The sequence below is a fragment of the Nocardioides immobilis genome (assembly GCF_003515065.1).
GTDB lineage: Bacteria > Actinomycetota > Actinomycetes > Propionibacteriales > Nocardioidaceae > Nocardioides > Nocardioides immobilis.
Genome location: NZ_QXGH01000017.1, coordinates 1 through 25,564 on the forward strand (window position 1 = coordinate 1; position 25,564 = coordinate 25,564).

At 69.4% G+C, this 25,564-nt stretch carries 28 protein-coding genes, 2 tRNA genes and 1 pseudogene; 14 read left to right on the forward strand and 17 right to left on the reverse strand.

The genetic code is table 11. The features are described from left to right. From D0Z08_RS13540 to D0Z08_RS13550, 3 genes and pseudogenes are all read left to right on the forward strand, one after another. A pseudogene (locus tag D0Z08_RS13540) lies at positions 1 to 192 on the forward strand (hypothetical protein); the annotation flags it as partial. Between the two features lie 279 nt (positions 193 to 471). Continuing rightward, positions 472 to 684, forward strand: a complete 213-nt coding sequence (locus tag D0Z08_RS13545) for a hypothetical protein (RefSeq protein WP_118925787.1) — start codon at positions 472 to 474, stop codon at positions 682 to 684. Position 685: 1 nt separating this feature from the next. After that, positions 686 to 883, forward strand: coding sequence for a helix-turn-helix domain-containing protein (locus tag D0Z08_RS13550; protein ID WP_220454171.1), 198 nt, complete (start codon positions 686 to 688; stop codon positions 881 to 883). 483 nt (positions 884 to 1,366) lie between these two features. Here D0Z08_RS13550 and D0Z08_RS13555 read toward each other — a convergent pair whose 3' ends face one another. The 10 genes from D0Z08_RS13555 to recF form a co-directional block, all read right to left on the reverse strand. Further along, positions 1,367 to 1,687, reverse strand: a complete 321-nt coding sequence (locus D0Z08_RS13555) for a type II toxin-antitoxin system RelE/ParE family toxin (protein ID WP_118925788.1) — start codon at positions 1,685 to 1,687, stop codon at positions 1,367 to 1,369. Beyond that, the gene (locus D0Z08_RS13560) at positions 1,684 to 1,932 is read right to left on the reverse strand and encodes an addiction module protein (RefSeq protein ID WP_118925789.1); all 249 of its coding nucleotides are present in this window, start codon (positions 1,930 to 1,932) and stop codon (positions 1,684 to 1,686) included. Before D0Z08_RS13560 ends, D0Z08_RS13555 begins: the two co-directional genes overlap by 4 nt. A gap of 147 nt (positions 1,933 to 2,079) precedes the next feature. After that, positions 2,080 to 2,155 (reverse strand) — tRNA-Ala (locus D0Z08_RS13565). Between the two features lie 44 nt (positions 2,156 to 2,199). Beyond that, positions 2,200 to 2,328 carry a DLW-39 family protein gene (locus tag D0Z08_RS32655; protein WP_220454172.1) on the reverse strand — a complete coding sequence of 43 codons (129 nt, stop codon included), beginning with the start codon at positions 2,326 to 2,328 and terminating at the stop codon, positions 2,200 to 2,202. Positions 2,329 to 2,354: 26 nt separating this feature from the next. Next, positions 2,355 to 2,428: transfer RNA gene (locus D0Z08_RS13570), tRNA-Ile, on the reverse strand. Between the two features lie 92 nt (positions 2,429 to 2,520). After that, positions 2,521 to 3,105 carry a DUF3566 domain-containing protein gene (locus D0Z08_RS13575; protein ID WP_118925790.1) on the reverse strand — a complete coding sequence of 195 codons (585 nt, stop codon included), beginning with the start codon at positions 3,103 to 3,105 and terminating at the stop codon, positions 2,521 to 2,523. A gap of 6 nt (positions 3,106 to 3,111) precedes the next feature. Beyond that, complete coding sequence (gene gyrA, locus D0Z08_RS13580; protein WP_425454060.1) at positions 3,112 to 5,769, reverse strand: DNA gyrase subunit A; 2,658 nt, start codon at positions 5,767 to 5,769, stop codon at positions 3,112 to 3,114. Positions 5,770 to 5,900: 131 nt separating this feature from the next. Further along, positions 5,901 to 8,018, reverse strand: a complete 2,118-nt coding sequence (gyrB, locus tag D0Z08_RS13585) for a DNA topoisomerase (ATP-hydrolyzing) subunit B (RefSeq protein WP_281271734.1) — start codon at positions 8,016 to 8,018, stop codon at positions 5,901 to 5,903. Between the two features lie 255 nt (positions 8,019 to 8,273). After that, positions 8,274 to 8,846: a DciA family protein gene (locus D0Z08_RS13590; RefSeq protein ID WP_245993936.1), complete on the reverse strand. Its 573-nt coding sequence runs from the start codon at positions 8,844 to 8,846 to the stop codon at positions 8,274 to 8,276. Next, positions 8,818 to 10,002 (reverse strand): DNA replication/repair protein RecF, encoded by a 1,185-nt coding sequence (gene recF / locus D0Z08_RS13595; RefSeq protein ID WP_118925793.1) that lies wholly within the window; start codon positions 10,000 to 10,002, stop codon positions 8,818 to 8,820. Before recF ends, D0Z08_RS13590 begins: the two co-directional genes overlap by 29 nt. A gap of 112 nt (positions 10,003 to 10,114) precedes the next feature. Between recF and D0Z08_RS13600 the strand changes: the two genes are divergently transcribed. Next, a complete protein-coding gene (locus D0Z08_RS13600; protein ID WP_118925794.1) occupies positions 10,115 to 10,543 on the forward strand; it encodes an NINE protein in 429 nt (142 codons plus the stop codon). 21 nt (positions 10,544 to 10,564) lie between these two features. Continuing rightward, positions 10,565 to 10,999, forward strand: coding sequence for a DUF2752 domain-containing protein (locus tag D0Z08_RS13605; RefSeq protein WP_118925795.1), 435 nt, complete (start codon positions 10,565 to 10,567; stop codon positions 10,997 to 10,999). Between the two features lie 7 nt (positions 11,000 to 11,006). Here D0Z08_RS13605 and gnd read toward each other — a convergent pair whose 3' ends face one another. The 3 genes from gnd to dnaA form a co-directional block, all read right to left on the reverse strand. Then, complete coding sequence (gene gnd, locus D0Z08_RS13610) at positions 11,007 to 11,888, reverse strand: phosphogluconate dehydrogenase (NAD(+)-dependent, decarboxylating) (protein ID WP_118925796.1); 882 nt, start codon at positions 11,886 to 11,888, stop codon at positions 11,007 to 11,009. A gap of 9 nt (positions 11,889 to 11,897) precedes the next feature. Then, a complete protein-coding gene (gene dnaN, locus D0Z08_RS13615) occupies positions 11,898 to 13,070 on the reverse strand; it encodes a DNA polymerase III subunit beta (protein WP_118925797.1) in 1,173 nt (390 codons plus the stop codon). A gap of 402 nt (positions 13,071 to 13,472) precedes the next feature. Further along, positions 13,473 to 14,996 carry a chromosomal replication initiator protein DnaA gene (gene dnaA / locus D0Z08_RS13620; RefSeq protein ID WP_118925964.1) on the reverse strand — a complete coding sequence of 508 codons (1,524 nt, stop codon included), beginning with the start codon at positions 14,994 to 14,996 and terminating at the stop codon, positions 13,473 to 13,475. A 620-nt stretch (positions 14,997 to 15,616) separates the two neighbouring features. On the opposite strand from dnaA, the gene rpmH reads away from it, so the two are divergent. The 8 genes from rpmH (at position 15,617) to D0Z08_RS13665 (ending at position 21,085) form a co-directional block, all read left to right on the forward strand. Continuing rightward, the gene (gene rpmH / locus D0Z08_RS13625; protein ID WP_109694204.1) at positions 15,617 to 15,754 is read left to right on the forward strand and encodes a 50S ribosomal protein L34; all 138 of its coding nucleotides are present in this window, start codon (positions 15,617 to 15,619) and stop codon (positions 15,752 to 15,754) included. 49 nt (positions 15,755 to 15,803) lie between these two features. Continuing rightward, entirely contained in the window at positions 15,804 to 16,190 is a 387-nt protein-coding gene (gene rnpA, locus D0Z08_RS13630) for a ribonuclease P protein component (RefSeq protein WP_118925798.1), read from the forward strand. Then, complete coding sequence (gene yidD / locus D0Z08_RS13635) at positions 16,187 to 16,453, forward strand: membrane protein insertion efficiency factor YidD (RefSeq protein ID WP_118925799.1); 267 nt, start codon at positions 16,187 to 16,189, stop codon at positions 16,451 to 16,453. The genes rnpA and yidD overlap by 4 nt, the downstream gene beginning before the upstream one ends. A gap of 33 nt (positions 16,454 to 16,486) precedes the next feature. Beyond that, complete coding sequence (yidC, locus tag D0Z08_RS13640; protein WP_245993965.1) at positions 16,487 to 17,476, forward strand: membrane protein insertase YidC; 990 nt, start codon at positions 16,487 to 16,489, stop codon at positions 17,474 to 17,476. Positions 17,477 to 17,502: 26 nt separating this feature from the next. After that, the gene (locus D0Z08_RS13650; protein ID WP_220454181.1) at positions 17,503 to 18,117 is read left to right on the forward strand and encodes a Jag family protein; all 615 of its coding nucleotides are present in this window, start codon (positions 17,503 to 17,505) and stop codon (positions 18,115 to 18,117) included. A gap of 102 nt (positions 18,118 to 18,219) precedes the next feature. Further along, positions 18,220 to 18,903 carry a 16S rRNA (guanine(527)-N(7))-methyltransferase RsmG gene (gene rsmG / locus D0Z08_RS13655; protein WP_245993937.1) on the forward strand — a complete coding sequence of 228 codons (684 nt, stop codon included), beginning with the start codon at positions 18,220 to 18,222 and terminating at the stop codon, positions 18,901 to 18,903. 224 nt (positions 18,904 to 19,127) lie between these two features. Continuing rightward, positions 19,128 to 20,063: a ParA family protein gene (locus D0Z08_RS13660; protein WP_220454173.1), complete on the forward strand. Its 936-nt coding sequence runs from the start codon at positions 19,128 to 19,130 to the stop codon at positions 20,061 to 20,063. Next, positions 20,060 to 21,085: a ParB/RepB/Spo0J family partition protein gene (locus D0Z08_RS13665; RefSeq protein WP_118925803.1), complete on the forward strand. Its 1,026-nt coding sequence runs from the start codon at positions 20,060 to 20,062 to the stop codon at positions 21,083 to 21,085. The genes D0Z08_RS13660 and D0Z08_RS13665 overlap by 4 nt, the downstream gene beginning before the upstream one ends. 113 nt (positions 21,086 to 21,198) lie before the next feature. Here the strand turns inward: D0Z08_RS13665 and D0Z08_RS13670 are convergent, their stop codons facing one another. Beyond that, on the reverse strand, positions 21,199 to 22,413 hold the full coding sequence (locus D0Z08_RS13670) for a pyridoxal phosphate-dependent aminotransferase (protein ID WP_118925804.1): 1,215 nt from the start codon (positions 22,411 to 22,413) through the stop codon (positions 21,199 to 21,201). A 70-nt stretch (positions 22,414 to 22,483) separates the two neighbouring features. Here D0Z08_RS13670 and D0Z08_RS13675 point away from each other — a divergent pair, with 70 nt between their 5' ends. Continuing rightward, entirely contained in the window at positions 22,484 to 23,137 is a 654-nt protein-coding gene (locus D0Z08_RS13675) for a GNAT family N-acetyltransferase (protein ID WP_118925805.1), read from the forward strand. Positions 23,138 to 23,232: 95 nt separating this feature from the next. Here the strand turns inward: D0Z08_RS13675 and trxA are convergent, their stop codons facing one another. From trxA to D0Z08_RS13690, 3 genes are all read right to left on the reverse strand, one after another. Then, a complete protein-coding gene (trxA, locus tag D0Z08_RS13680; protein WP_118925806.1) occupies positions 23,233 to 23,559 on the reverse strand; it encodes a thioredoxin in 327 nt (108 codons plus the stop codon). Positions 23,560 to 23,635: 76 nt separating this feature from the next. Beyond that, on the reverse strand, positions 23,636 to 24,664 hold the full coding sequence (gene trxB, locus D0Z08_RS13685) for a thioredoxin-disulfide reductase (RefSeq protein ID WP_118925807.1): 1,029 nt from the start codon (positions 24,662 to 24,664) through the stop codon (positions 23,636 to 23,638). Between the two features lie 111 nt (positions 24,665 to 24,775). Continuing rightward, positions 24,776 to 25,546, reverse strand: a complete 771-nt coding sequence (locus tag D0Z08_RS13690; protein ID WP_118925808.1) for a hypothetical protein — start codon at positions 25,544 to 25,546, stop codon at positions 24,776 to 24,778. Between the last annotated feature and the right edge of the window lie 18 nt (positions 25,547 to 25,564).

The following is a 25,564-nucleotide window of genomic DNA, read 5'->3' on the forward strand; positions in this document are numbered from 1 at the left end:
TTCGCACGGGCCTACGCGCCCTCGACGTTGGGTTCGTTCCTGCGGGCGTTCACCTTCGGCCACGTCCGGCAGCTCGACGCGGTCGCATCGAGGTTCCTGATCGCGGTGGCCGGACTCACCCGACTGCCGGTCGTCCGTGCCTGTCCGGGCGCGTCCTTGGGCATCCACCGCGAGGGCCCGCCGGCGAGTTGACCCAGTGCGAGCGCCTCCGATGCCGCCGGGCCCGAGGGAGCGTCGGCCCGCACAACGATGCCCCTGTTCGCCTGGTCGAGTTTGTTCGAGCGCGATCGCCCAGGTGCGCCCAGTGAGGTGCCCGAGGTGCCCTGGTCTGCGCCGGTGCGCTCGACCAGCGCGTCGACGCAGCGGCCGGAAGAAGTTCGGCTCCAGATGTCCGATCCACCCACCGGTTGGTTGCCTCTTCGGTCATCAGAACATCCGCATTCACAAACCACCAGGAAAGGAGGTCGGACGATGACCATCGCTCCGATCGAAATCCCCGCTGGGTGGGACGACAACGACATCGTCCTCTTCGAGGAGTTCTGCTCCTTGATCCGCACTCCCCAGCGAACGGTCAGGTGTTGGCGCGTCCAGGAGCACGGCCCACAGTGGCGGCGCTTCAACGGGACCGGGCGCCTCTACACGACCGTCGCCGACATCAGGCGCTTCATCCGGGCCGGTGAGTGACATGAGCTCTGTCCACCCGCAGACGCCCGGCACTGAGACCAACTGGATGACCCTCCAGCAGGCCGCCGTCTACGTCGCCGCGTCGGTCAAGACGATCCGCAGGCTGATCGCCGCAGGCGACCTGCCGGCGTACTTGTGCGGCAAGCGGGGCCTGCGCGTACGCCGCGAGGACCTCGACAACCTGATGAGGCCACTCTGATCGGCAGCGTCTTCCCCCACCAATTCTCGTGACAGCGTCACGACAATCCGGACTGTGGTTGGCGTGGCGCTGTCGCCCTGCACAATCCGTTCGCCCCTGGCGACCACGCGATGCGATCGTGCTGGGCCACCCATACAGCCCACCAGGGCGACGTTATGCCCGATCAGCCCATCCCCGGCAGCTTCGACGGCTGCGCCACCACCTCGAGAGCCTGCCCCTGCCGTGCCTGCTGACGCGCTGGGTGACGCCGACACTGGGCAGTCTGCGGCGGGCAACGTGCGCAAGGTCCATCTGCGCTCCTGCCACCACCGCCAGAAATGCACCTGCGGCAGCCGCGGCACGCACACCAAGCCCTGCTCGAAGGCGATCCGCTGTCGCTGCGACGGCCGCTCGCACCCCGGGCGGCGAGCATCTCGCGCAGCTCGACGGGGATACTGAGGATACCTGGGCGAAGATATCCCGATTCACCCCGGACCTCGTGAGTCAGGCGGTGGGCACTCGGTCGGCCCAATAGCCCGGGCGACGGTTCTGATGGGCGTAGGCCAGGATGACGATCTCGGTCTCGCGGAGCAGGTAGGCGATCCGATACGGATACCCCTTGACCAGCACGCACCGGACGGTCTCGTCGCCTGTCCAGCCTGGGAATGCTGGTGCGGCCTCCGGCCAGGCGCTGATGTCAGCGCGCGACGCTTCCGCCCGGTCGAGCAGGGCCAGACCAAGACCCTTCTCGCGGTCCTCGTACCAGCGCAGGGCCGCGTCGAACTCCGCGGCCGCCTCCGGGTGCTCGCGTTGCGGAAGACTCACGCGGGCCGAGCGGCCAGTTCGCTGCGGAGCCGTGCGTAGTGCTCGTCAGCGTCGATCAGCTCGACACGATCGGCCAGCACGTCGTCAACGCGCCGCGCGATCTCAGTCGCCCAGGCGCTATCGATCGCTGTGTGGTCCTCGGCCGATTCCGGCAGACTGGCCAGCAGGGCGCGCGCAACAGCGGCTCGATCGTCCAGATCGAGCGCAAGACCCGCCTTGATGATCGCGGCTGCGTCCGGTGCCATGCCTCCCAGTGTACGGCGCGCCCGGAGTCGCGGGCTCTGACATTCTCCCCGTCAATCTGGCACCAATCTGGCACCGAGGCTCCGTTCTGGCACCACCGACCGCCCACCACAAACGACAGAAACCGCAGGCTGACCTGCGGTTTCTTGTGGTGGAGCCTAGGGGACTCGAACCCCTAACCCCCTGCTTGCAAAGCAGGTGCGCTACCAATTGCGCCAAGGCCCCGTGTCTCGAGTCGGTCGCAGCGCGACCTCCTCGACAACCGCAGCTCAGGACTCCGGCAGCTGGTCGGTGGCCTCGGCCCAGAGGGCCTGCTCCGCCTTGCTTTCCTGCAGCTTCTTGACTGCGAATGCGACGCCAGCCGCCGCGAGTGCTGAGAGCACGAGCTTCTTGATCACGCTGCCTCCATCGGTGGGCGTGGGAGTGGGCCTAACAGGACTTGAACCTGTGACCTCTTCCTTATCAGGGAAGCGCTCTAACCGTCTGAGCTATAGGCCCGAGTGGCCTGCGGCAAGGTGGAAGCCCCGACCGCAGACCGGAGGGAACGGTACCCGACCGGAGCCGGGGCGAACAAAACGGGGCCGGTCGGCTCAGGCGTCCTCGGCGAGGGTGACCTCGATGCCGCCGAGAAGGGCTGCGGCCATGTTGTAGAGGAAGGCCGTGAGCGTCGCGCTCGCGGTGATCAGGATGACGTCGATCGCGGCGACGAGCATCGTGAATCCGAGGACCCGGCTGGTGCCGACGTAGTCCTGCACCTGGAAGCTGGAGACGTCCTCGCCGCCGATGCCTTCCTGGATGGTGCTGTTGATCGACTCCCACACGCCGGCGGCGCCGAGCACCTGCCACACCATGGCGACCGACACCACGGTGACGACCGCGAACGCGATCGACAGCAGGAACGCGGTCTTCATGACCGACCAGGGATCGATGCGGGTCAGCCGGAGCCGGGCCCGGCGCGGACCGCGCTGACGAGCGGTGGGCGTCTCAGCGGTCGGGGTGACCGCGGTGGGACCGGCGGGTGCGGACGGCGTGGGTGCGCCGGCGGGGCGCGGCGGCAGGCCGGGCAGCGGCTGCACCGGGGCGTTGGCGTCCGTCGGACGGGCCCCGGACTCCGTGCTCACGGGCCCGGCCGGGGGTGCAGGCACGGTGGTCGGCTCCTTGGTGCGGTCCGACATCTACCCTCACTCTCCCCCGGGGCTCTCGGCGTCCCCGCTGTCGCCCGACTCGACGGGCTCTTCACCCTCGATTGTTGCATCCGGGCCTGAAACGGGCGATTCGTCCGTCTCGTCGTCGTCGGTGGGAGCGGTGCCGGCCGACTCGTCCTCGTCGACCTTCGACTCGACCGAGCGGGCCACGACCGCGACCGCGTCGCCGGACTTGGGCGACACGAACCTCACACCCTGGGTGGACCGGCCGACCGACGGCTTGAAGTTGTCGTCGATGGGGCTGCGGACCACCTGGCCACCCTGCGTGATCGACAGGATCTCGTCGCCGTCCTCGACGATGAAGGCGCCGACCAGGCCGCCTCGCTCCTCGTTGGTGAGCTTCATGGTGGTGATGCCGAGGCCACCCCGGCCGGTGAGGCGGTACTCGTTGATCCGGGTCCGCTTGGCGTAGCCGGCGTCGGTCATCGTGAAGACGTACTGCGCCTTCACCTCGCTGACCTGCTCGGCGGTCGCCTCCACAGGAGCCGCTTCGTCGTCGTGCTCGGCGAGCCCGGCCGCCTCCTCGGCGGCCACCTGGGCGGCGCGGATGACGGACATCGACAGCACCGAGTCGTCGTCGTACTTGAACCGCATGCCGGTGACACCCGACGTCGCGCGGCCCATCGGCCGCAGCTGGTCGTCGCTGGCGCGGAACCGGATCGCCTGACCCTTGCGCGACGCCAGCAGGATGTCGTCCTCGCCGTTGACCAGCTCGGCGCCGATCAGCTCGTCGTCGTCCTCGCGGAAGTTGATCGCGATGACGCCGGCCTGGCGGGGACTGTTGTAGTCACCGAGCCGGGTCTTCTTGACCAGGCCGTTGCGCGTCGCGAGGACGAGGTACGGCGCCTGCTCGTAGTCACGGATCGCCAGCACCTGGGCGATCGACTCGTCGGGCTGGAAGCTGAGCAGACCGGCGACGTGACCGCCCTTGGCGTCGCGCTGCGCCTCCGGCAGGTTGTAGGCCTTGGTGCGGTAGACGCGACCGGCGGTCGTGAAGAACAGCAGCCAGTGGTGGTTGGTGGTCGCGATGAAGTGCTCGACCACGTCGTCGCCCCGCAGGGCCGCGCCGCGCACGCCCTTGCCGCCGCGCTTCTGGGTGCGGTACTGGGTCGCGAGCGTCCGCTTGGCGTAGCCGCCGCGGGTGATCGAGACGACCAGCTCCTCGTCGGGGATCAGGTCCTCCATCGAGAGGTCGCCGTCGGCCGCGATGATCTGCGTGCGCCGGTCGTCGCCGTACTTCTCGACGATGGCGGCGAGCTCCTCCGACACGATCGACCGCTGCCGGGCCTCGTTGGCGAGGATGTCCTTGAGGTCGGCGATCTCGAGCTCGATCTTGGCGAGGTCGTCGATGATCTTCTGGCGCTCGAGGGCGGCCAGGCGACGCAGCTGCATGTCGAGGATCGCGTTGGCCTGGATCTCGTCGATGTCGAGCAGCTCGATCAGGCCCTGGCGCGCGTCGTCGACCTCGGGCGAGCGCCGGATCAGCGCGATCACCTCGTCGAGCATGTCGAGCGCCTTGACCAGACCTCGCAGGATGTGGGCCCGCTTCTCCGCCTCGGACAGGCGGTAGCGGGTCCGGCGCTGGATGACGTCGACCTGGTGGGCGATCCAGTTGCTGATGAACTGGTCGATGCTCAGGGTGCGGGGCACACCGTCGACCAGCGCCAGCATGTTGGCGGAGAAGTTGGTCTGCAGCTCGGTGTGCTTCAGCAGGTTGTTGAGTACGACGCGCGCGACCGCGTCCCGCTTCAGCACGACCACCAGCCGCTGGCCGGTGCGGCCGGAGGAGTCGTCGCGCACGTCGGCGATGCCCTGGACCTTGCCGGAGTCGGCGAGCTCGGCGATCTTCAGCGCCAGGTTGTCCGGGTTGACCATGTAGGGCAGCTCGGTGATCGACAGGCAGGTGCGTCCGCGGGAGTCCTCGTCGATCTCGATCACCGCGCGCTGGGTGACCGAGCCGCGGCCGGTGCGGTAGGCCTGCTCGATGCCCTCGCGGCCGACGATGAGCGCGCCGTTGGGGAAGTCGGGGCCCTTGATCCGCTCGATGAGCGCGTCCTGCAGCTCCTCGCGGGTCGCGTCGGGGTGCTCGAGCGCCCACTGGGCGCCGTCCGCCACCTCGCGCAGGTTGTGCGGCGGGATGTTGGTGGCCATGCCGACCGCGATGCCGGCCGAGCCGTTGACCAGCAGGTTCGGGTAGCGCGCCGGCAGGACCGTCGGCTCCTCCGAGCGGCCGTCGTAGTTGGGCTGGAAGTCGACGGTCTCCTGCTCGATGTCGCGAACCATCTCCAGCGCCAGCGGCGCCATCCGGCACTCGGTGTACCGCATCGCGGCAGCGGAGTCGTTGCCCGGCGAGCCGAAGTTGCCCTGGCCCTGCACCAGCGGCGCGCGCATCACCCACGGCTGCGCCAGGCGGACCAAGGTGTCGTAGATGGCGGTGTCGCCGTGCGGGTGGTACTGACCCATCACGTCACCGACGACGCGCGAGCACTTGGAGAAGCCGCGGTCGGGGCGGTAGCCCCCGTCGTACATCGCGTAGAGCACGCGGCGGTGCACCGGCTTGAGCCCATCGCGTACGTCGGGCAGCGCGCGGCCGACGATGACCGCCATCGCGTAGTCGATGTAGGCGCGCTGCATGGACGTCTGCAGCTCGATCGGCTCGATCCGACCGCCGGGGCCGGGTCCCTCGCCGCCGCCGAGGTTGGTGGGCGTCTCAGTCATGTTCGATCTTCCTGTTTCTACCGATGTCTAAGTTCTGGGCTAGATACTCAGATATCGAGGAATCGGACGTCCTTGGCGTTGCGCTGGATGAAGGACCGCCGCTGCTCGACGTCCTCCCCCATCAGGATCGAGAAGATCTCGTCGGCCTGGGCGGCGTCGTCGAGCGTCACCTGGAGCATGAGGCGCTGGTCGGGGTTCATCGTGGTCTCCCACAGCTCCTCGGCGTTCATCTCGCCGAGACCCTTGTAGCGCTGGACCGGGTTCTCCTTGGGGAGCTTCTTGCCGGACTCCAGGCCGTCGCGCATCAGCGCGTCGCGCTCGGAGTCCGAATAGACGAACTCGTGCTCGGCCGGCTTGTTCCACCGGATCCGGTAGAGCGGCGGCTGGGCCATGTAGACGTAGCCGTGCTCGATGAGCGGCTTCATGAAGCGGAACAGCAACGTCAGCAGCAGGGTGTTGATGTGGTGGCCGTCGACGTCGGCGTCCGCCATCAGCACGACCTTGTGGTAGCGCAGCTTCTCGAGGCTGAACTCCTCGTGGATGCCGGTGCCCAGCGCGGAGATGATCGCCTGGACCTCCGTGTTGGCCAGCACCTTGTCGATGCGCGCCTTCTCGACGTTGAGGATCTTGCCGCGGATCGGGAGGATCGCCTGCACCCGCGGGTCGCGACCCTGACGGGCGGAGCCACCGGCCGAGTCACCCTCGACGATGAAGACCTCGCACTCCGCAGGGTTCGTGGACTGGCAGTCCGACAGCTTGCCGGGCAGGCCGCCCCCGCCGAGCAGGCCCTTGCGGTTGCGCGCCAGGTCGCGCGCCTTGCGCGCGGCGATCCGGGCCGACGCCGCGGCCTGCGCCTTGCGCACGATGTCGCGACCCTCGGCCGGGTTCTTCTCGAGCCAGTCCCCGAGCTGGTCGTTGACCAGGCGCTGGACGAAGCCCTTGGCCTCGGTGTTGCCGAGCTTGGTCTTGGTCTGGCCCTCGAACTGCGGCTCGCCGAGCTTGATCGAGATGATCGCGGTCAGGCCCTCGCGGATGTCGTCGCCCGAGACCCGGTCCTCGCGCTTCTTGATCAGGCCCCACTCCTCGCCCCAGTGGTTGATCAGCGAGGTGAGGGCGGACCGGAAGCCCTCTTCGTGCGTGCCGCCCTCGTGGGTGTTGATCGTGTTGGCGAAGGTGTGGACCGACTCGGTGTAGGAGGTGTTCCACTGCATGGCCAGCTCGAGGCTCATGTGGTTGGCGTCGTCGCCGCTGACCTTGGACGCGAACGCGTCGGAGTCGGCCTCGAACGCGATCACCGTCGGGTTCGCCTTGTCCTTGCGGCGGTTGAGGTGCTCGACGTAGTCGATCAGCCCGCGGTCGTACTTGAACTTGCGCTCGATGCCGCCGCTCTCGCCGCGGTGGATCGCGTCCGCCCCGGTCTGGTCGATGTCGTTGCTGATCGTGTCGTCCTCGACGGCCTCGGCGACCTCCTCGGCGGAGGGCCGCTCGTCGCGGACCACGATCTCGAGGCCCTTGTTGAGGAAGGCCATCTCGCGGAAGCGGTTGGTGATCGTCTCGAAGGAGTACGTCGTGGTCTCGAAGATGTCCTCCGAGGCCCAGTAGGTGACCGTGGTCCCGGTGCGCTCGTCCGGCTCCATCGGCCGGACCTGCTCGAGCTCGCCGTCGGGCACGCCGATGGTGAACGACTGGCGCCACACGTGGCCGCGGTTCTTCACCTCGACGATCAGGTGGGAGGACAGCGCGTTGACGACCGAGACGCCGACGCCGTGCAGACCGCCGGAGACCTTGTAGCCGCCGCCGCCGAACTTGCCGCCGGCGTGCAGCATCGTCAGCGCCATCGTGACCGCCGGCATGTCCTGGCCCGGCGCCGTGTCGGTCGGGATGCCGCGGCCGTTGTCCTCGACCCGGATGCCGCCGTCGGCCTGGAGCGTCACCACGATCCGGTCGCAGAAGCCGGCCAGGGCCTCGTCGACCGCGTTGTCCACGATCTCCCAGATGAGGTGGTGGAGGCCGCGCTCGCCGGTGGAGCCGATGTACATGCCGGGCCGCTTGCGGACCGCCTCGAGGCCCTCGAGGACCTGGATCGCGGAGGCGTCGTACTCACCGGTCGGGGCCGATGACGGTGTCGCGTTGGTCGAGTTCGTGGTCGGCTCTTCGACGGTCACGGCACCTCTTCGGGTCAGGGAGCGGGCAAGCAGAAGGCCGATGCTCACGCTTGTGGGGCGTGCGCCCGGCCTCGCGTCCATAATACCGTCCGGAGTGGCTCTGAACACGTTCCGCCCCTCGGGGGCGGGGGGTCTGTGGACGAAAGACGGTCCTGAGCGCCCCGGAAAGGCCATTTGCAGCGCCGAACAGGGGTGCCACCAGCCCCCGGTACGACGGCCGGCCCGTTACGACCGCCTCCGCGGCGCCCTGGCGACCTAGCCGTAGGTGTCGCGCGGACCGCGCCCGTCGCGGAGTCCGCGGTGGCCGTGCTTCCAGCTCGGCGCGTGCGGACCGAGCACCTCGACCACCGTCACCGTGCCGGTGCCCAGCTCGGTGTTGAGCCGCTTGACCAGGGTGGGCGCGAGCAGCTTCAGCTGGGTGGCCCAGGCGCTGGAGTCGGTGCGGACCACGAGGGTGCCGTCGGTCAGCGACTCCGGGGTGGAGTGGGCGCCGATCTCCTCGCCGACCACCTCGGTCCAGCGCGCGAAGACCCCGCGCACCTGGAGGTCGAGGCCCCAGCCCCGCTGGCTGACGAGCCGGCCGATCTCCCCACCGAGCAGCTGCGGGTCCCGCTCGTCGGGGTAGGCGCCACTCAGCCCGCCCTCGTTGCCCCGGCGCGCCCGCCGGGTCTTCGCACCGGGCCGGCGGAGCGGCTTCCGCGCGGCCGGCGACCCTGGCGCCACGGCGCCCCGCATCATCGCGCGGGCGAGGTCGAGGCCGTCGGTGCGGTGGTCGCCGTCGGTCTCGTCGGCGCCCCCGTCAGTCGGGGTCGGGTCCTCGGTCGACACGGGTCACCTCCCCTCCCGCGACCGTGAAGGTCGCTCCGGCCAGCATGGCAGGCACGTCCGCCAGGACCGCCGCGGTGACGAGCACCTGCTCGGCACCGGCGACCAGCCCGGCGAGCTGGTTGCGCCGTTCGGCGTCGAGCTCGGCGAACACGTCGTCGAGGATCAGGATCGGGTCGTCGCCGTCGGAGCGCAACAGGTCGTACGACGCCAGCCGCAGCGCGAGCGCGAAGGACCACGACTCGCCGTGGGACGCATAGCCCTTCACCGGCAGCCGGCTGTCCTCCCCCGGTCCGAGGGTCAGCTGCAGGTCGTCGCGGTGCGGGCCGACCAGGGTGAGTCCCCGGCCGATCTCCTCGTCCTGCCGCCGCGCCAGCTCCGCGCGGAAGGCCACGCCGAGCAGGTCGCGGGATGGGGTGTCGCCGCGACCGCCCTCCTCCTCGATCAGCGACATCCGCGTGCTGTAGGCGATCCGGGCGTCGTCGCGCGTGGCGCCGCGGGCCACCGCCTCATAGGCCTTCCCGACGTACGGCGCCAGGTCGGCCACCAGCGCCGTCCTGGCCTCCAGCAGCTCGGAGCCGGTCGCGACCAGGTGGTCGTCCCAGACCGCCAGGGTGGCGAGCGCCGCGTCGCGACTGCTGCCGCGCGCGGCGTAGATCGTCTTGAGCAGGCTGTTGCGCTGCTTGAGCACCCGGTCGTAGTCGGCGCGCACGCCCGCGAGCCGCGGCGTCCGCAGCACCAGCAGGTCGTCGAGGAAGCGCCGGCGCTCCGACGGGTCGCCCTTGACCAGGGCCAGGTCCTCCGGGCTGAAGACCACGGTCCGGAGCACGCCGACGAGGTCGCGAGCCCGGGACAGCGGGGACTTGTTGATCCGCGCGCGGTTGGCGCGGCCCGGGTTGAGCTCCACCTCCAGTACGGCGGTCCGCCCGTCCCGCACGACCGCGGCCCGCACCAGCGCCTGCTCCGCACCAGCGCGGATGAGCGGTGCGTCGGTCGCCACACGGTGCGAGGTGAGCCGGGAGAGGTAGTCGATCGCCTCGACGAGGTTGGTCTTGCCCTGCCCGTTGCGCCCGACGAACGACGTAACTCCGGGGTCGAGCGGCACGTCCACGTCGCCGTACGACCGGAAGTCGTGGAGAGTCAGGTGCGAGACATGCACCGTCCCATCATCCCTTGCCACGCGCCCGCAGCGCGGGCGGAGGCACCCCAAAAGGGAATGCGTCCGGGGGAATGATGTTTGAAGGGTGCCCCGGGGACCTAGGCTGCTCCCCATGACTCAACCTCCAGTTCCCCCGCCCCCGGGCGGCTACGGCGCCCAGCCGCCCGCCATGAACCCCGGCGGCCCCTTCTACGTCTCGGTGCTCGGCCAGGAGCAGGGCCCGCTCGACTTCAACACGCTTGCGCAGATGGCGGTGTCGAACCAGATCAAGTCCGACACCCCGGTCCGCAGCGCCGACAGCCAGCAGTACGTCGCGGCCAAGGACGTCCCCGGCCTCTACTCCGACAAGGAGTGGCTGACCGTCGTCCTGCTGTCGTGGCTGCTCGGCACCTTCGGCGTCGACCGCTTCTACCTCGGCCAGACCGGTCTCGGTCTCGGCAAGCTGTTCACCTGCGGTGGCTGCGGCATCTGGGCGATCTACGACCTGATCATGTTCGCGCTGCGCAAGCAGCACGACGTCGACGGCCGGCCGTTCCGCTGATCGCGACCCGCTAGTCCCAGCATGACCACGACGACCCCGTCCGCCCACGAGGAGCCCCGGCTCCTCCGACGCCTCCGCATCTCTGGTGCGGAGGCCGTCGCGGCGGGCGGGGTCGCTGCCATCGGGGCGTCGTTCCTGCTGTCCCCCGAGCACATCGAGGACGGGCCGGTCATCTGCCCGTTCCGCGCCCTCACCGGGCTGCCGTGCCCCGGCTGCGGCCTGACCCGTTCCTGGGTCTACGCCGCGCACGGCTGGTGGAGCGAGTCCGTCGCCGCCAACGCCTTCGGGCTGGTCGTCGTCGCGGCGATCCTCGCGCTGGCCGTCACCGTCGTCGTCCGACGGGTACGACGTACGCCGCCCCCCGAGCTCGACAAGTTCCTGCGCCACCCGATCTTCATCGGCACCGGCGCGATCTGGCTGGTCTACGCGCTCGTCCGGCTGGCCTACGCGCTGTAGCGCTGCGTCAGCCCTTCTTGACGGCGTGGCCGCCGAAGCCGTTGCGCATCGCGGCGATCGCCTTCATCGCCACGTCGTCCTCCTGACGGGACACGAACCGGGCGAACAGGCTGGCGGAGATCGCCGGCATCGGCACCGCGTTCTCGATCGCGGCCTCGACGGTCCACCGACCCTCACCGGAGTCCTCGGCGTAGCCCTTGAGCGCATCGAGGTGCTCGTCGGCCCGCAGCTGGTCGACCAGCAGGTCGAGGAGCCACGACCGGACGACGGTGCCGGTGCGCCAGGAGGCGAAGATCTCGGGCACGTTCTCGACGATGTCGACCTTGTCGAGCAGCTCCCAGCCCTCGGCGTACGCCTGCATCATGGCGTACTCGATGCCGTTGTGAACCATCTTCGCGAAGTGGCCGGCGCCGGGCTTGGTGCCGCAGTGGACCAGGCCGTCGGTGGTGTCGGCGGGCTTGAGGGCCTGGAACGCGGGCATCACCTTCGCGGTGTCCTCGGCCGAGCCGCCGTACATCAGCGCGTAGCCGTTCTGGAGACCCCACACGCCGCCGGAGACGCCGCAGTCGACGAAGCCGATGCCCTTCTCGGCGAGCGACGCGGCGTTGAGGGGGTCGTCGGTGTACTTGGAGTTGCCGCCGTCGACCACCAGGTCGCCCTCGCCGAGCAGCTCCTTGAGCTGGGCGATCGTCGTCCGGGTGGGCTCGCCCGCGGGGATCATCACCCAGACCACCTTCGGGGCGGGCAGCGCCTCGACGAGCGCCTCGAGACTGTCGACGTCGGAGACCTCGGGATCACGGGAGTAGCCCACGACCGTGAGGCCGGCGTTGCGCATCCGGGTGCGCATGTTGCCGCCCATCTTGCCGAGGCCGATGAGTCCGATGTGCATCGAGGTGTCCTATCCCAGGAGGCGGCGGGGCATCAACAGGTAGCGGAACGAGCCAGCGGTGTCGGAGGCGGACTCGTCGGCGGTGCCCGTGATCACGACCGGCTTCGACGCCTGCGTGAACGCGAGCTCGACCACGGACTCGTCGATGGCGCCGAGGCCGTCGAGCAGGAACTGCGGGTTGAAGCCGGTCACGAGGTCGTCGCCCTCGATCTGCGCCTCGACCGACTCCGACGCCTGCGCCTCGTCACCCGAGCCGGCGTCAAGGGTGAGGACGCCGTCCTTGAACGCGAGCTGGACGGCCGTGTTGCGCTCCGCGACGAGGGAGACCCGCTTGAGGGACTCGATCAGGGTCGCCTTGTCGAGCTTGGCGACGGTGAGCCGCTCGCTGGGGAACAGGCTGCGGACCTTGGGGAACTCGCCGTCCAGGAGGCGCGTCGTCGTACGCCTGTATCCAATCCTGTCGCCGCCCGGACCGATGACACTGCCCTCGAAGCCGATGAGGCCGTCACCGCTGCCGCTGGCCGACAGCGCGATGGTCACCTCGGGGCCGGCGGTGAGGGACTTGGCGGTGTCACCCAGCACCTTGGCCGGGACCAGCGCAGCGAGGCTGGCGTCCGGCTGGCCGGGCGTCCACGAGAGCTCGCGCTGCGCGAGGCGGAACCGGTCGGTCGCGAGCAGCGCGATCGTGTCGCCCTCGATCTCGACCCGGACACCCGTGAGCACGGGGAGCATGTCGTCGCGGCCCGCGGCGGTGACCGCCTGGGCGACAGCGTGCGCGAACGCGTCGCTCGACACGGTGCCGGTCGCCGCCGGCATCGAGGGGATCGACGGGTAGTCCTCGACCGGCATCGTCTGCAGGGAGAAGCGGGCCGAGCCGCAGGTGAGCGAGACGCGGGCACCGTCGATCATCACGTCGATCGGCTTGGCCGGGAGGCTGCGACAGATGTCGGCCAGCAGTCGACCGCTGACGAGCGCGGATCCTTCGTCGCTCACCTCTGCGGTGAGCGTGGCGCGGCACGAGGTCTCGTAGTCGAACGTGGAGAGGACCAGGCCGCCATTCGTACCGTCCCCCGCCTCGATCAACAAGCCGGCCAGGACCGGGGCGCTCGGGCGGACGGGGAGGCTGCGGGCAGCCCAGGCGACGGCGTCGGCGAAGACATCGCGGTCGACACGGAACTTCACGGTGGCGTCCTAACGCGTTGCAGAGGTGCGGGGTGTGTGCAGGTAACGAGACGTCGCGTGGGGAATTACACGGTTGTGCCCCCCGTTGTCATCGTGGTTCATCCTGCCATGGCGGGGGGTTGTCCACAGATGAGCGGCCTGGAGTTCGTTGACGTCGAATCGAACCAGTTGGAATTCAGGAGTAGTCATAGCGTCGGTGGAATCTGTGGAGAAGTCGTGTCTGTGCAGGTGAGAGGTCGATCCGGGGTGTGCACGAGCGTGTGGAGTTTCGCGTGCGCCCGCAGGCGCCGGTGTGGACGGCGACGGCCTGTGGAACCGGCCGCCCCGTCGAACCACAGAATCCTCCCCGTGTAGTTCGTACCCTCCGGGGCGTGTCGTCCACAGGCGTCGGCGCACCAGGGGTCAGCTCTGACGGGCTGTCATCTTCACCCGGTTGGTCAGCTCGCTGACCTGGTTGAAGACGGCGCGGCGCTCACCGAGCAGCTGGTTGATCTTGCGCTCGGCGTACATGACGGTCGTGTGGTCGCGGTTGCCGAACTGGGCGCCGATCTTGGGCAGCGAGAGTCCGGTGAGCTCGCGACACAGGTACATCGCGATCTGGCGGGCCATCACCAGGTGCCGGCCGCGGCTGGGCCCGGTGAGCTCCTCGATGGACAGGCCGAAGTACGCCGCGGTCTGGGCGATGATCAGCGGCGCGGTGATCTCGGGCTCGCCGCCCTCGGGGATCAGGTCCTTGAGGACGATCTCGGCGAGGGTGAGGTCGACGTCCTGCCGGTTGAGGTTGGCGAACGCGGTGACCCGGATCAGCGCCCCCTCAAGCTCGCGGATGTTGGTCTGGATCTTGCTCGCGATGAACTCGAGCACGTCCGGCGGCGCGGTGAGACGGTCCATCGCCGCCTTCTTGCGGAGGATCGCGATCCGGGTCTCGAGGTCAGGCGGCTGGACGTCGGTGATGAGACCCCACTCGAACCGGTTGCGCAGCCGGTCCTCCAGCGCCTCCAGCCGCTTGGGCGCCTGGTCGGACGTGAGGACGATCTGCTTCTGCGCGTTGTGCAGGTAGTTGAAGGTGTGGAAGAACTCCTCCTGGGTCTGGGTCTTGCCCTGGAGGAACTGGATGTCGTCGATGAGGAGTACGTCGACCTCGCGGTAGCGCTTCTTGAACCGGTCCTGCCGGTCGTCGCGGATCGAGTTGATGAACTCGTTGGTGAACTCCTCGGAGCTGACGTAGCGCACCTTCGCCCCGGCGTAGAGGCTGCGGACGTAGTGGCCGATCGCGTGGAGCAGGTGGGTCTTGCCGAGTCCGGAGTCCCCGTAGACGAGCAGCGGGTTGTACGACTTGCCCGGCGCCTCGGACACCGCAACGGCTGCCGCGTGCGGGAACCGGTTGGACGAGCCGATGACGAACGTCTCGAACGTGTACTTGGGGTTGAGGCGCGACTCGGCGGTGTGCGGGACCTGGCCGGTGATGCTCGGCGGCGGGGAGGGGAACTTGTTCCGGATCGCGTCGAACGTGGGGGTCGAGTCGTCGTCGTACGCCGATTGATCGACAAGTCGATTTGTCGACAAGTCGCCGAATCCGTTCGGCTCCACGGGCTCGACCGCGAGGGGCGCCGGACCTGCGGGCTCGGGGTGGCCGGTGTCGACACCGTCAGGGCGCAGGGTGGGGTCGACGGTGACGGCCAGCTGGACGTCGTGGCCGAACCGGTCGGTGAGCGCGTCCTCCAGGTGACCCCGCACCCGGCCCTCGAGCCGCTTGCGGGTGAAGTCGTCGGGGACGGCGACGATCGCCGTGGTGCCGTGGAGGGTCACCGGCCGGCTGGCCTGCAGCCATGCCCGCTGCGGCGCCTGCAGGTCGTCGATGACCGCGTGCCAGGCCTCCTCGAGCCGGGCCAGTGCGGGATCGGCCTCCGGGCTCTCGGACCGCATCTCCACGTGCTCGTCGTTCCCGCTCACGGCTTCCTCTCCCAGATCTGTCGTCCGGCCTGCTCCACAACTTTGTCCACAGGCTGTGAACTCGTGGTCGGCGCCGTTCCCGACGCCCTGCCGAGGCCGTCCCGGTCGCTGTCGACTCCGCGTTTGCGCAGGTCAGACGCCAGTTCTTGGATTGGCGGCCGACGATTGCGGCAACGCGTGGGTCCTCTGCAACCCGAACCGGCGGGGAATCCCGGAACCACCGAACCTAACCGGGCTGCGGCCTTCGATCAACCCGTTCTCCACAGGATCTCAGGATGGATTCCACAGAGGTGCGGCGGGGTGCGCGCGAACCGGCCGGCGATCGGCGTAGGGTCGGCTGTTTCGCCGGTTTGACCCGCCAGATGCCCGCCGCGTACCGTTGTGCGGTCATCCGGTGTCGACCGGTGCCGCATGTCCGTGGCCAGCTTGCCGGGGGTCATCTCCTGCTCGAGGTCCACGGACGCGCGGTGCCAGCCGAAGCTGCCACCACCGCATCGGGCCGAGTGCGCAAGCCTGCACTCTGCTGCCGGGCCGCGCCGGATGGCCTGCCCGAAATATAGGCAGCCCAAGACGTTCCATCTGAGAGGTCGATCGTGAGCAAGCGGACGTACCAGCCGAACAACCGTCGTCGCCACAAGACGCACGGGTTCCGACTGCGGATGCGCACCCGCGCCGGTCGCGCCATCCTGGCGAACCGTCGCCGGAAGGGTCGCAAGAGCCTGGCCGTCTGAGGCTGCGGGCCATGCCCCAGCTCTCTGACCGGGCCCCCTGGAGGGCTCAGTGCTTCCTGCCGATCACCGGCTGACGCGCCCCGAGCAGTTCCGACGCGCCGTCAAGGCGGGCCGTCGGTCGGGAGCGCGCACCCTGGTGACGCACCTGGCGGTGGGCGATGACGCTGCGGCAGGCAGAGCCCGGATCGGCTTCGTCGTGAGCAAGGCGGTCGGTCCGGCCGTCGTCCGCAACAAGGTGAAGCGGCGGCTGCGGCACGCGGCTCGGGCCCGGACTGCGCTGCTTCCTGGCGGGGCGCTCCTCGTCGTACGCGCTCAGCCGGCAGCGGCCGCGGCGTCGTACGAGGAACTCGTCGCCGACCTGGACCGTTGCCTGGACAGGAGCCTGAGAACCCCTGAGCGTCGGGACGCTGCCGGTTCCGGACAGGTGGAGCGGTGAAGTGGCTGCTGGTCGCGCTGCTGCGCGGCTACCGCGCGGTGATCAGCCCGTTGTACGGCGAGGTCTGCCGCTACTACCCCTCCTGCTCGGCGTACGCGCTCGAGGCGGTGCAGACGCACGGCAGCATCAAGGGCAGCTGGTTGGCTGCTCGACGCTTGGCCCGGTGCCACCCGTGGGCGGCCGGCGGCGTTGACCACGTACCACCCCGAACCCCACGCGGCGGCGCGATCGCCGCGGACGTGACGACCCGACAAGGAGCCTGAGTGGGCATCATCGGCGACATCGGCCACTTCATCATGGTGCCGCTGTACTACATCATCTCGGCGGTACTGATCGGCTGGCACAAGCTGTTCGAGCTGTGCGGTCTGGACCCCGAGGGCGGGCTCTCGTGGACGCTCTCGATCATCGGGCTGACGCTCGTGATCCGCGCGGCGCTGATCCCGCTCTTCGTGAAGCAGATCAAGTCCAGCCGGAACATGCAGCTGATCCAGCCGAAGGTGCGGGAGCTGCAGAAGAAGTACGGCCACGACCGGCAGCGGCTCGCCGAAGAGACGATGAAGCTCTACAAGGACGCGGGCACGAACCCGTTCGCGTCGTGCCTGCCGATCCTGCTGCAGATGCCGATCTTCTTCGCGTTGTTCCGGCTGCTCGACCAGGCGGCCAAGCACAACAAGGCGCACGGCTTCCTCACCACGGATCTGGCCAAGAACTTCGGCGAGTCCAAGGTCTTCGGCGAGATCCCGCTCGCGGACTCGTTCTGGGGCGCCAGGACCTGGGGCACCGAGCCCAACGGCCTGGTCATGATGGTGTCGCTGGTGCTGGTGCTCGCGATGACCGCGACCACCTTCTTCACCCAGCGTCAGCTGATGGCCAAGAACATGCCGGCCGACGCGCTCACCGGCCCCTACGCCCAGCAGCAGAAGATGCTGCTCTACATCCTGCCCGTGGCCTTCGGCCTCGGCGGTGTGGCGTTCCCGATCGGCGTCCTCCTCTACTGGACGACGTCGAACCTGTGGACGATGGGCCAGCAGTTCTACGTCATCCGCAACAACCCCGCACCCGGCACGCCCGCAGCCAAGGCGAAGCAGGAGCGGGACAAGGCCAAGGCCGCGAGGCACCCCGAGAAGTACGCCGCTTACGAGCCGGCCGCCGAGGGTGACGAGGTCTCCGAGGCCACGACGAATCGTCCTGCGCAGCGGCAGCAGCCCAAGCGGCAGACCCGTGCGCAGCGCAAGTCCGGAAAGCCGGGCACTGGATCCAACCCGAGCAAGGGAGGCAGCAAGTGAGCACCGAGACCGACGTTGACGAGACCGTGACCGACGAGGCGGCAGTAGCGGAGAACGAGGCGGAGGACACCGACGCCGGCGAGTTCGAGGCGGAGGAGAACGACGCCGAGGAGAACGAGGCGGAGGACGAGGTCGAGGACTCCGACGCCGAGGACACCGACGCCCCTGTGGGCGAGGACCTGGTGGCCCGCCTCGAGCGTGAGGGCGACATCGCCGCGGACTACCTCGAGGAGCTGCTGGACATCGCAGACCTCGACGGCGACCTGGACATGGACGTCGAGGCGGACCGCGCCGCGGTCTCCATCGTCGGCGCCGATCTGTCGCAGCTCGTGGGCCCGGACGGCAAGGTTCTGGAGGCGCTCCAGGAGCTGACCCGGCTGGCCGTCTACCGCGAGACCGGCGACCGTTCGCGGCTGATGCTGGACATCTCCGGCTTCCGCGCGGACAAGCGGTCCCGGCTGACCAAGCTCGGCGAGGACGCCGCGGCGGAGGTCAAGGCGTCGGGTGAGCCGATGTCGCTGGACCCGATGTCGCCGTTCGAGCGCAAGATCGTGCACGACGCGGTGGCCGCGGCCGGCCTGCGTTCGGAGTCCGAGGGCGTGGAGCCGCGGCGGTACGTCGTCGTGCTTCCGGCTGACTGATTCCGGACGTTTCACGTGAAACATCCCGCCGGCGACCCCGCCGGCGCAGGGCCCGCACCTGAACTGGTGCGGGCCCTCTTCCCTTCCGATCGCCTTCCGCTCGTGGAGCAGTACGGCGAGCTCCTGGCGACTGACGGCGTCGTCCGGGGCTTGATCGGTCCGCGCGAGGTCCCGCGCCTGTGGGACCGGCACGTGGTGAACTGCGCTCTCCTGGCCACCGCACTCCCCCGCGATGCCACGGTCGCCGACATCGGTTCTGGCGCCGGGCTCCCCGGCCTCGTCGTTGCTCTGGCCCGGCCGGACCTGCGGGTGACGCTCGTGGAACCGCTGCTGCGCCGGACCACGTTCCTCGACGAGGTGGTCGTGGCCCTGGGCCTCGACAACGTCGTCGTACGCCGCGACCGGGCCGACGCACTCCACGGCAAGGAGACGTTCGACGTGGTGACCGCACGCGCTGTCGCCCCCCTGGAGCGGCTGCTCGGTTGGTGCATGCCGCTGGTCGCGCCGTCCGGTTCGCTCGTCGCCATGAAGGGCGACTCGGCAGAGGAGGAGGTGGCAGCTGCCGCTTCCGTCCTCAAGAAGCTGGGCTGCGCGACCCCCACGATCGACGTGATCGAGGCCCCTCAGCCAGGGGACGGCGACGATGCCACTCCTTCTCCACAGACCCGCGTGGTACGGGTTACGTGGGCCGATCCTGCACGAGTATCGTTGCCGACTTCCGGGGCTCGCGGCAGCAGCCGGTCCGTCCAGGGCCGACCGCCGCGTCGGAAGAGGAGACCTTCGTGACGGATCCATGGCAGGGACGAGTGCCCGCCGGCGAAGGTCCGCATTCTGAGTTTTCCACCGGTTCCGAGCGGCCCTCTGAGCCTGAGGTTCCACAGTCCGCCCCTAGTTATCCACAGGAGGCCCCGGTGTCGGGTGACCCGACCGACTCGCCCAATGAAGCCCCGAGGGGCGACGTTTCACGTGAAACCAACGCGTCGAACGTTTCACGTGAAACACGATTCGCAGTGAAGACGGCGGGCGACCTCGCGGCGTACGACACCGACTTCGACAACAGCCAGACGCCGCTCGCGGCCGAGGTCCAGCAGTCCGTGTTGATCCGCCAGAGCATCCATCGCGAGCCGGCCCCCCGGCCGCAGGCGACCCGGGTGTTCGTCGTGGCGAACCAGAAGGGCGGCGTCGGCAAGACCACGTCGGCCGTGAACATCGCGGCCGCGCTGTCCGAGCTCGGTCAGCGGGTGCTGGTGGTCGACCTCGACCCGCAGGGCAACGCGTCGACCGCGCTCAACGTCGAGCACCGTCAGGGCACGCCCGGGACGTATGAGGTCCTGGTCGACGGGCTCACCCTCGCTGAGGTCATCCAGTCCTGCCCCGACTGCGAGTCGCTGGACGTCGTACCGGCCACGATCGACCTGGCCGGTGCCGAGATCGAACTGGTCAGTGTCGTGGCGCGTGAGGGCCGGCTGAAGAAGGCGATCCTCGCCCACCCGTGGGTCGGCACCGCCGCCTCGGCCGGCGAGGACCGCTACGACTACGTCCTGATCGACTGCCCGCCGTCCCTCGGCCTGCTGACGCTCAACGCCCTCGTCGCGGGAGCGGAGATGCTGATCCCGATCCAGGCGGAGTACTACGCCCTGGAGGGGCTCGGCCAGCTGCTCTCCACCGTCGACATGGTCCGGGCGCACCTCAACCCCGAGCTGGCGGTCTCTACGATCGTCCTCACGATGTACGACGCCCGCACCCGTCTCGCGGCCGGCGTCGCGCAGGAGGTCCGTGAGCACTTCGGCGACCAGGTCCTGAAGACCGCGATCCCCCGCTCGGTCCGGGTGTCGGAGGCCCCGTCGTACGGCCAGACGGTGATGACCTACGATCCGGGCTCGCCGGGTGCGCTGAGCTACCTGGAGGCCGCTCGGGAGATCGCGACCAAGGGGAGTCTGAGTTGAGCAGCAACACGCCGCGCCGCGGCCTCGGCAGGGGGCTCGGGTCACTGATCCCCACCGCTCCCCCGGACGCCGCGACGTCCACCGCGACGCTCACGGCCTCCCCGACGTCGGGCGAGTCGGTGTCCGACGGGTCCAGCACCTCCCCCACGCCGTCCGGGTCATCGGACGCGACCGCGTCCACGACGGACGGACGACCGCTGGTCACGGTCGACGGCGCCTACTTCGCCGAGCTCGAGCCCACGTCGATCACGCCGAACCGCGTCCAGCCGCGCCAGGTCTTCGAAGAGGAGGCGATGGAAGAGCTGGTCCACAGCGTGCGGGAGATCGGGCTCCTGCAGCCGATCGTGGTCCGCGAGCTCGAGCCGGGCTCGTTCGAGCTGATCATGGGCGAGCGCCGGTGGCGGGCGGCCCAGCAGGCGGGGCTGGACAAGATCCCCGCCATCGTCCGGCAGACCGACGACTCTGACATGCTCCGCGACGCGCTGCTGGAGAACCTCCACCGCGCCCAGCTCAACCCGCTCGAGGAGGCGTCGGCGTACGCCCAGCTCCTCGAGGACTTCGGCTGCACCCACGACGAGCTCGCCCAGCGGATCGGCCGCTCGCGCCCGCAGATCAGCAACACCCTCCGGCTCCTGAAGCTGAGCCCGGCCGTCCAGCGGCGGGTCGCCGCCGGTGTCCTGTCCGCGGGTCACGCCCGCGCCCTGCTCGCGGTGGTCGACGGGGAGGTCCAGGACCGGCTGGCCCAGCGGGTCATCTCCGAAGGCATCAGCGTCCGCGGCCTGGAGGAGATCGTCGCCGTCGGCGACACCGGTACGACGAAGCCCCGTGCCAACCACGCCCGGCCCTTCGCTCCCGGCCTGGTGGAGATCTCCGACCGGCTGGCCGACCGGCTCGAGACCCGGGTCAAGATCGACCTGGGGAAGGCCAAGGGCAAGATCACCGTCGAGTTCGCGACCCTCGACGACCTGCGCCGGATCGTCGACATCATGGATCCGCGCAACCGCGACGACCGCCCGATCTAAGGCCGACCGGCGCTCCCACCACGCGCGATGGGGCCTCCGACCTGCACGAACGCTGACATGTCGACAAAGCGACATCTCGACTTGTCGAGAAGTCGACCTGTCGATGAGTCGCCCTAGCGACGGGTGGCGAGGAACTCGGCGATCCGCCCGATCGCCTCTTCGAGGACGTCGACGTCGGGCAGCGTGACCAGCCGGAAGTGATCGGGCGCCGGCCAGTTGAAGCCGGAGCCGTGGGTGACCAGGATCTTCTTGGCGCGGAGCAGGTCGATCACGAACTGCTCGTCGTTGTCGATGGGGTAGACCTCGGGGTCCAGTCGCGGGAAGCAGTAGAGCGCACCCCGTGGGCGGACCGAGGTGACACCGGGGATCTCGTTGAGGAGCCGGTGGGCGAGCATGCTCTGCTCGTAGAACCGGCCACCGGGCACGATCAGCTCGTTGATCGACTGGTAGCCGCCCAAGGCCGTCTGGATCGCGTGCTGCGCGGGGACGTTGGCGCACATCCGCATGTTCGCGATCAGGGTGAGCCCCTCGAGGAACTCCTCCGCGATCTCCTTGGGGCCGGAGATCATCACCCAGCCGGCGCGGTAGCCGCACACCCGGTAGGCCTTCGAGAGGCCGCTGAACGTCAGGCAGAGGACGTCGTGGCCGGCCGCAGCAGCGGCGTGGTGGTGGACGGCGTCGTCGAAGAGGATCTTCTCGTAGATCTCGTCGGCGAAGACGACCAGCTGGTGCCGACGCGCGATGTCGACCAGCCCCTCGACCATCTCCTTGCTGTAGACGGCTCCCGTGGGGTTGTTGGGGTTGATGATGACGATGGCGTGGGTGTTGCTGGTGATCTTGGACTCGATGTCCTCGAGGTCCGGCATCCAGTCGTTGTCCTCGTCGCACCGGTAGTGCACCGGGGTGCCGCCCGAGAGCGTCACGGCGCCGGTCCACAGCGGGTAGTCCGGGGCGGGGATCAGGATCTCGTTGCCGTCGTCGACGAACGCCTGCAGCACCATCGAGATCAGCTCGGAGACGCCGTTGCCGATGAAGACGTCCTCGACGTCGGTCTCGCGCAGCCCGCGGGCCTGGTAGTACTGCGCGACCGCCGTGCGCGCGGAGTAGATGCCCTGGGAGTCGCTGTAGCCCTGCGACTCCGGCAGGTGGTGCATGACGTCCGCCAGGATCGCCTCCGGTGCCTCGAAGCCGAACGGAGCCGGGTTGCCGATGTTCAGCTTCAGGATGCGGTGGCCCTCGGCCTCGAGGCGCTGCGCCTCGACGAGGATGGGACCGCGGACGTCGTACCGGACGTTGCGGAGCTTCTGGCTCTGGCGGATCTTGCGCACCGGCCCATCCTCGCAGGCCGGGTTCCGCAGCCGCAGGTCGATATCGCCCGCTGGCGCCTACTCTGGTGACGTGGCTCGCACGACGGTCCCGTTCACGCTCGACCACCTCGACGCCCTCGATGAGCTCGGGGTGCCGTGCCGCAGCTGCCTGTTCTGGGAGCTCGACCCGGTCCGGCGCGGCCGGCTCGCCGACGCCGAGACCCGGGCCGGGGTCAAGGAGTCCTGGATGTCCGAGGTGCTGCGCGAGTGGGGTTCCTGCGGGCGGGTGGCGCTCGTCGACGGGCAGGCCGTCGGCTACCTGACCTACGCGCCGCCGTCGTACGTCCCGGGCGCCGCCCAGTTCCCGACCGCGCCGGCGTCCCCGGACTCCGTGCTGCTGATCACCGCCCACGTCTCCGACGGGTACGACGACGGCGGGATCGGGCGGCTGCTGGTCCAGGGCATGGCCCGCGACCTCGTCGGCCGCGGCGGGATCAAGGCCGTCGAGGCGTTCGCGCACCGCAGGCGCCGGCTGTCCCCCGAGTCGGGATGCCTGCTGCCGGCGGAGTTCCTCGCGCGGGTGGGGTTCAAGACCCACCGGCAGCACCCGTTCACCCCCCGGATGCGGATGGAGCTGCGCTCGCTGGTGACGTGGCGGGACGAGGTCGAGGCAGCGTTCGAGCGCCTGGTCGGCGTCGTCCACCCCACCAAGCGGCCCACCCCCGCCCACCGCGACCTCAACTGAGCGCGCTGCGGGCCCAAAAGGTGGGTAGTCCCTGACGTTTCTGTCGTCAGAACCGGAGTTCGACGACAGTTTCGTCAGGGACTATCGCGCGTGCGTCAGGCGATGTAGTCGGCCAGCTCGTTGAGGATCGCGGCCTTCGGGCGGGCGCCGACGATGGTCTTCACGACCTCGCCGTTCTGGTAGACGTTGATCGTCGGGATGCCGGTGACGCGGTACGACGCGGGGGTGACCGGGTTCTCGTCGACATTCATCTTCAGGAAGGTGATCTTGTCGCCGTGAGCGGCGTTGATCTCGTCGAGGATCGGGGCGACCTGGCGGCACGGGCCGCACCACTCGGCCCAGAAGTCCACCAGCACGGGCTTGTCGGACTTGAGGACCTGCGTGTCGAACTCGGCGTCGGTCACGGCGGGGATGTTGCCCACGGTTCTTCCCTTCGATGGATCAGCTGGGGTTGTCGGTTCTCAGTGAACACGAGACGGCTGGGGGTTTGTTCCCTGATCAGACCGGCTGGCCGACGGTGGACGAGACCTCGGCCTCGGTCTCCTCCGCGGAGCCGGCCGAGGACGCGGCGTGGTCGAGCATCGCGATGTAACGCTCGGCGTCGAGCGCGGCGGCGCAGCCGGTGCCGGCCGCGGTGATCGCCTGCCGGTAGTGGTGGTCGACCAGGTCGCCCGACGCGAAGACGCCCGGGAGGTTGGTCGCGGTGCTCGGGTGCTTGACGAGGACGTAGCCGTTGTCGTCGAGGTCGACCTGGCCCTTGAGCAGCTCCGAGCGCGGCTCGTGGCCGATCGCGATGAACAGCCCGGTGGCGGCGAGGTCGCGGGTCTCGCCCGTGACGGTGTCGCGCAGAGTGATCGACTCGAGCGACTCGGCGCCGTTGATCGAGGCGACGTCGGCGTTCCAGATGATCTCGAGCTTCGGGTCCGCGAACGCACGCTCCTGCATGATCTTCGAGGCGCGGAGGGTGTCGCGGCGGTGGATCAACGAGACCTTCGAGCCGAACCGGGTCAGGAACGTCGCCTCCTCGACCGCGGAGTCGCCGCCGCCGATGACCGCGATGTGCTGCTCGCGGAAGAAGAACCCGTCGCAGGTCGCGCAGTACGAGACACCGCGCCCAGCAAGGGTTTCCTCCTCAGGGAGCCCCAGCTTCCGGTAGCCCGAGCCGGTCGCGAGGATCACCGATCGCGCGGTGTAGGTGTCGGTGGCCGTCTTGACGATCTTGATGTCGCCGGTGAGGTCGACCTCGACCACGTCGTCGGCGATCAGCTCGGCGCCGAACCGCTCGGCCTGCGCCTTCATCTCGTCCATCAGCTCGGGACCCTGGATGCCCTCCCGGAAGCCCGGGAAGTTCTCGACCTCGGTGGTGTTCATGAGGGCGCCACCGGCGGTGACCGAGCCCTCGAAGACCAGCGGCGCCAGCTGGGCGCGGGCCGCGTAGATCGCGGCGGTGTAGCCGGCCGGCCCGGAGCCGATCACGATGACGTTGCGCGGCTCGGTGGGCTGCTCGATCGACTGGGTGTCGGACATAGGGGCCTCAATGCTCGGGTTCGCCTGACAGGGATGCAAACCCGATCGTAAGGGGCCGCATTCCCTGGGTCTCGCGGACGGCCGCAGACCGACCGCCTCGACCTACGGAGGCTAGCTCGGAACGGGCAGGGTCGTGGAGCGCAGGACGTCACCGGTGCCGCACTGCAGCACCTCGACCACCTGCGACTCCCCCATCGGCTCACGGAACGCCACATAGGCCGGATCACCGTCGTACCGCACGCCGACGAGGATGCCGCGTCCCCACGACGCGTTCTGACAGGCGAAGCTCTTGGGGGCGTGGATCAGCCCCTTCTGGTAGTCGGCGACGGCCGTGTCCGCGAGCACGTCGGTCTGGATCCGGGCCAGGTCACGGGTCAGGTGCCGCGAGTGGACGGGGTAGGCCCGGTCGCCGACGAGCTCGCGACCCATCTCCGGCGACTCGTCCGGGCTGTTCTCGCTGAGCGCGTCGTCGCTGGTGGCCGCCGCGGAGGGTGCATCGGCGGCCGCGTCATCGTCGCCGCGGTCGACCTGGGACTCCGCCGAACCCGCGTCGTTCGCGCCCTCCGGATCACGCTCGAGCACGGCGCCGACGCCGAGCCCGAGCACTGCCACCGCGGCTGCCGCGCCGAGGAGCGCCGCGACCCGGTGCCGGCGCGAGCGGGTGATGGGGTGCACGCTCGCGCCGTACCCGGTCGCCTCGGTCAGCTGTGCCTCGTCGACCTGGCGCTCCGCAGCGAGCCCGGCCAGCGCGTCGTCGAGCCGTGCGACGACGGCGGCCGGCATCGGGGCGGTCTCACGCGCGTCGGACAGCAGCGCGCGGATCCGCGTCTCGTCCTCGGGGGAGGCAGGAACGAGCTGCTCGTCGGGCTCGTCGGTGGTCATCGGGGTCCTTGCGTCGGG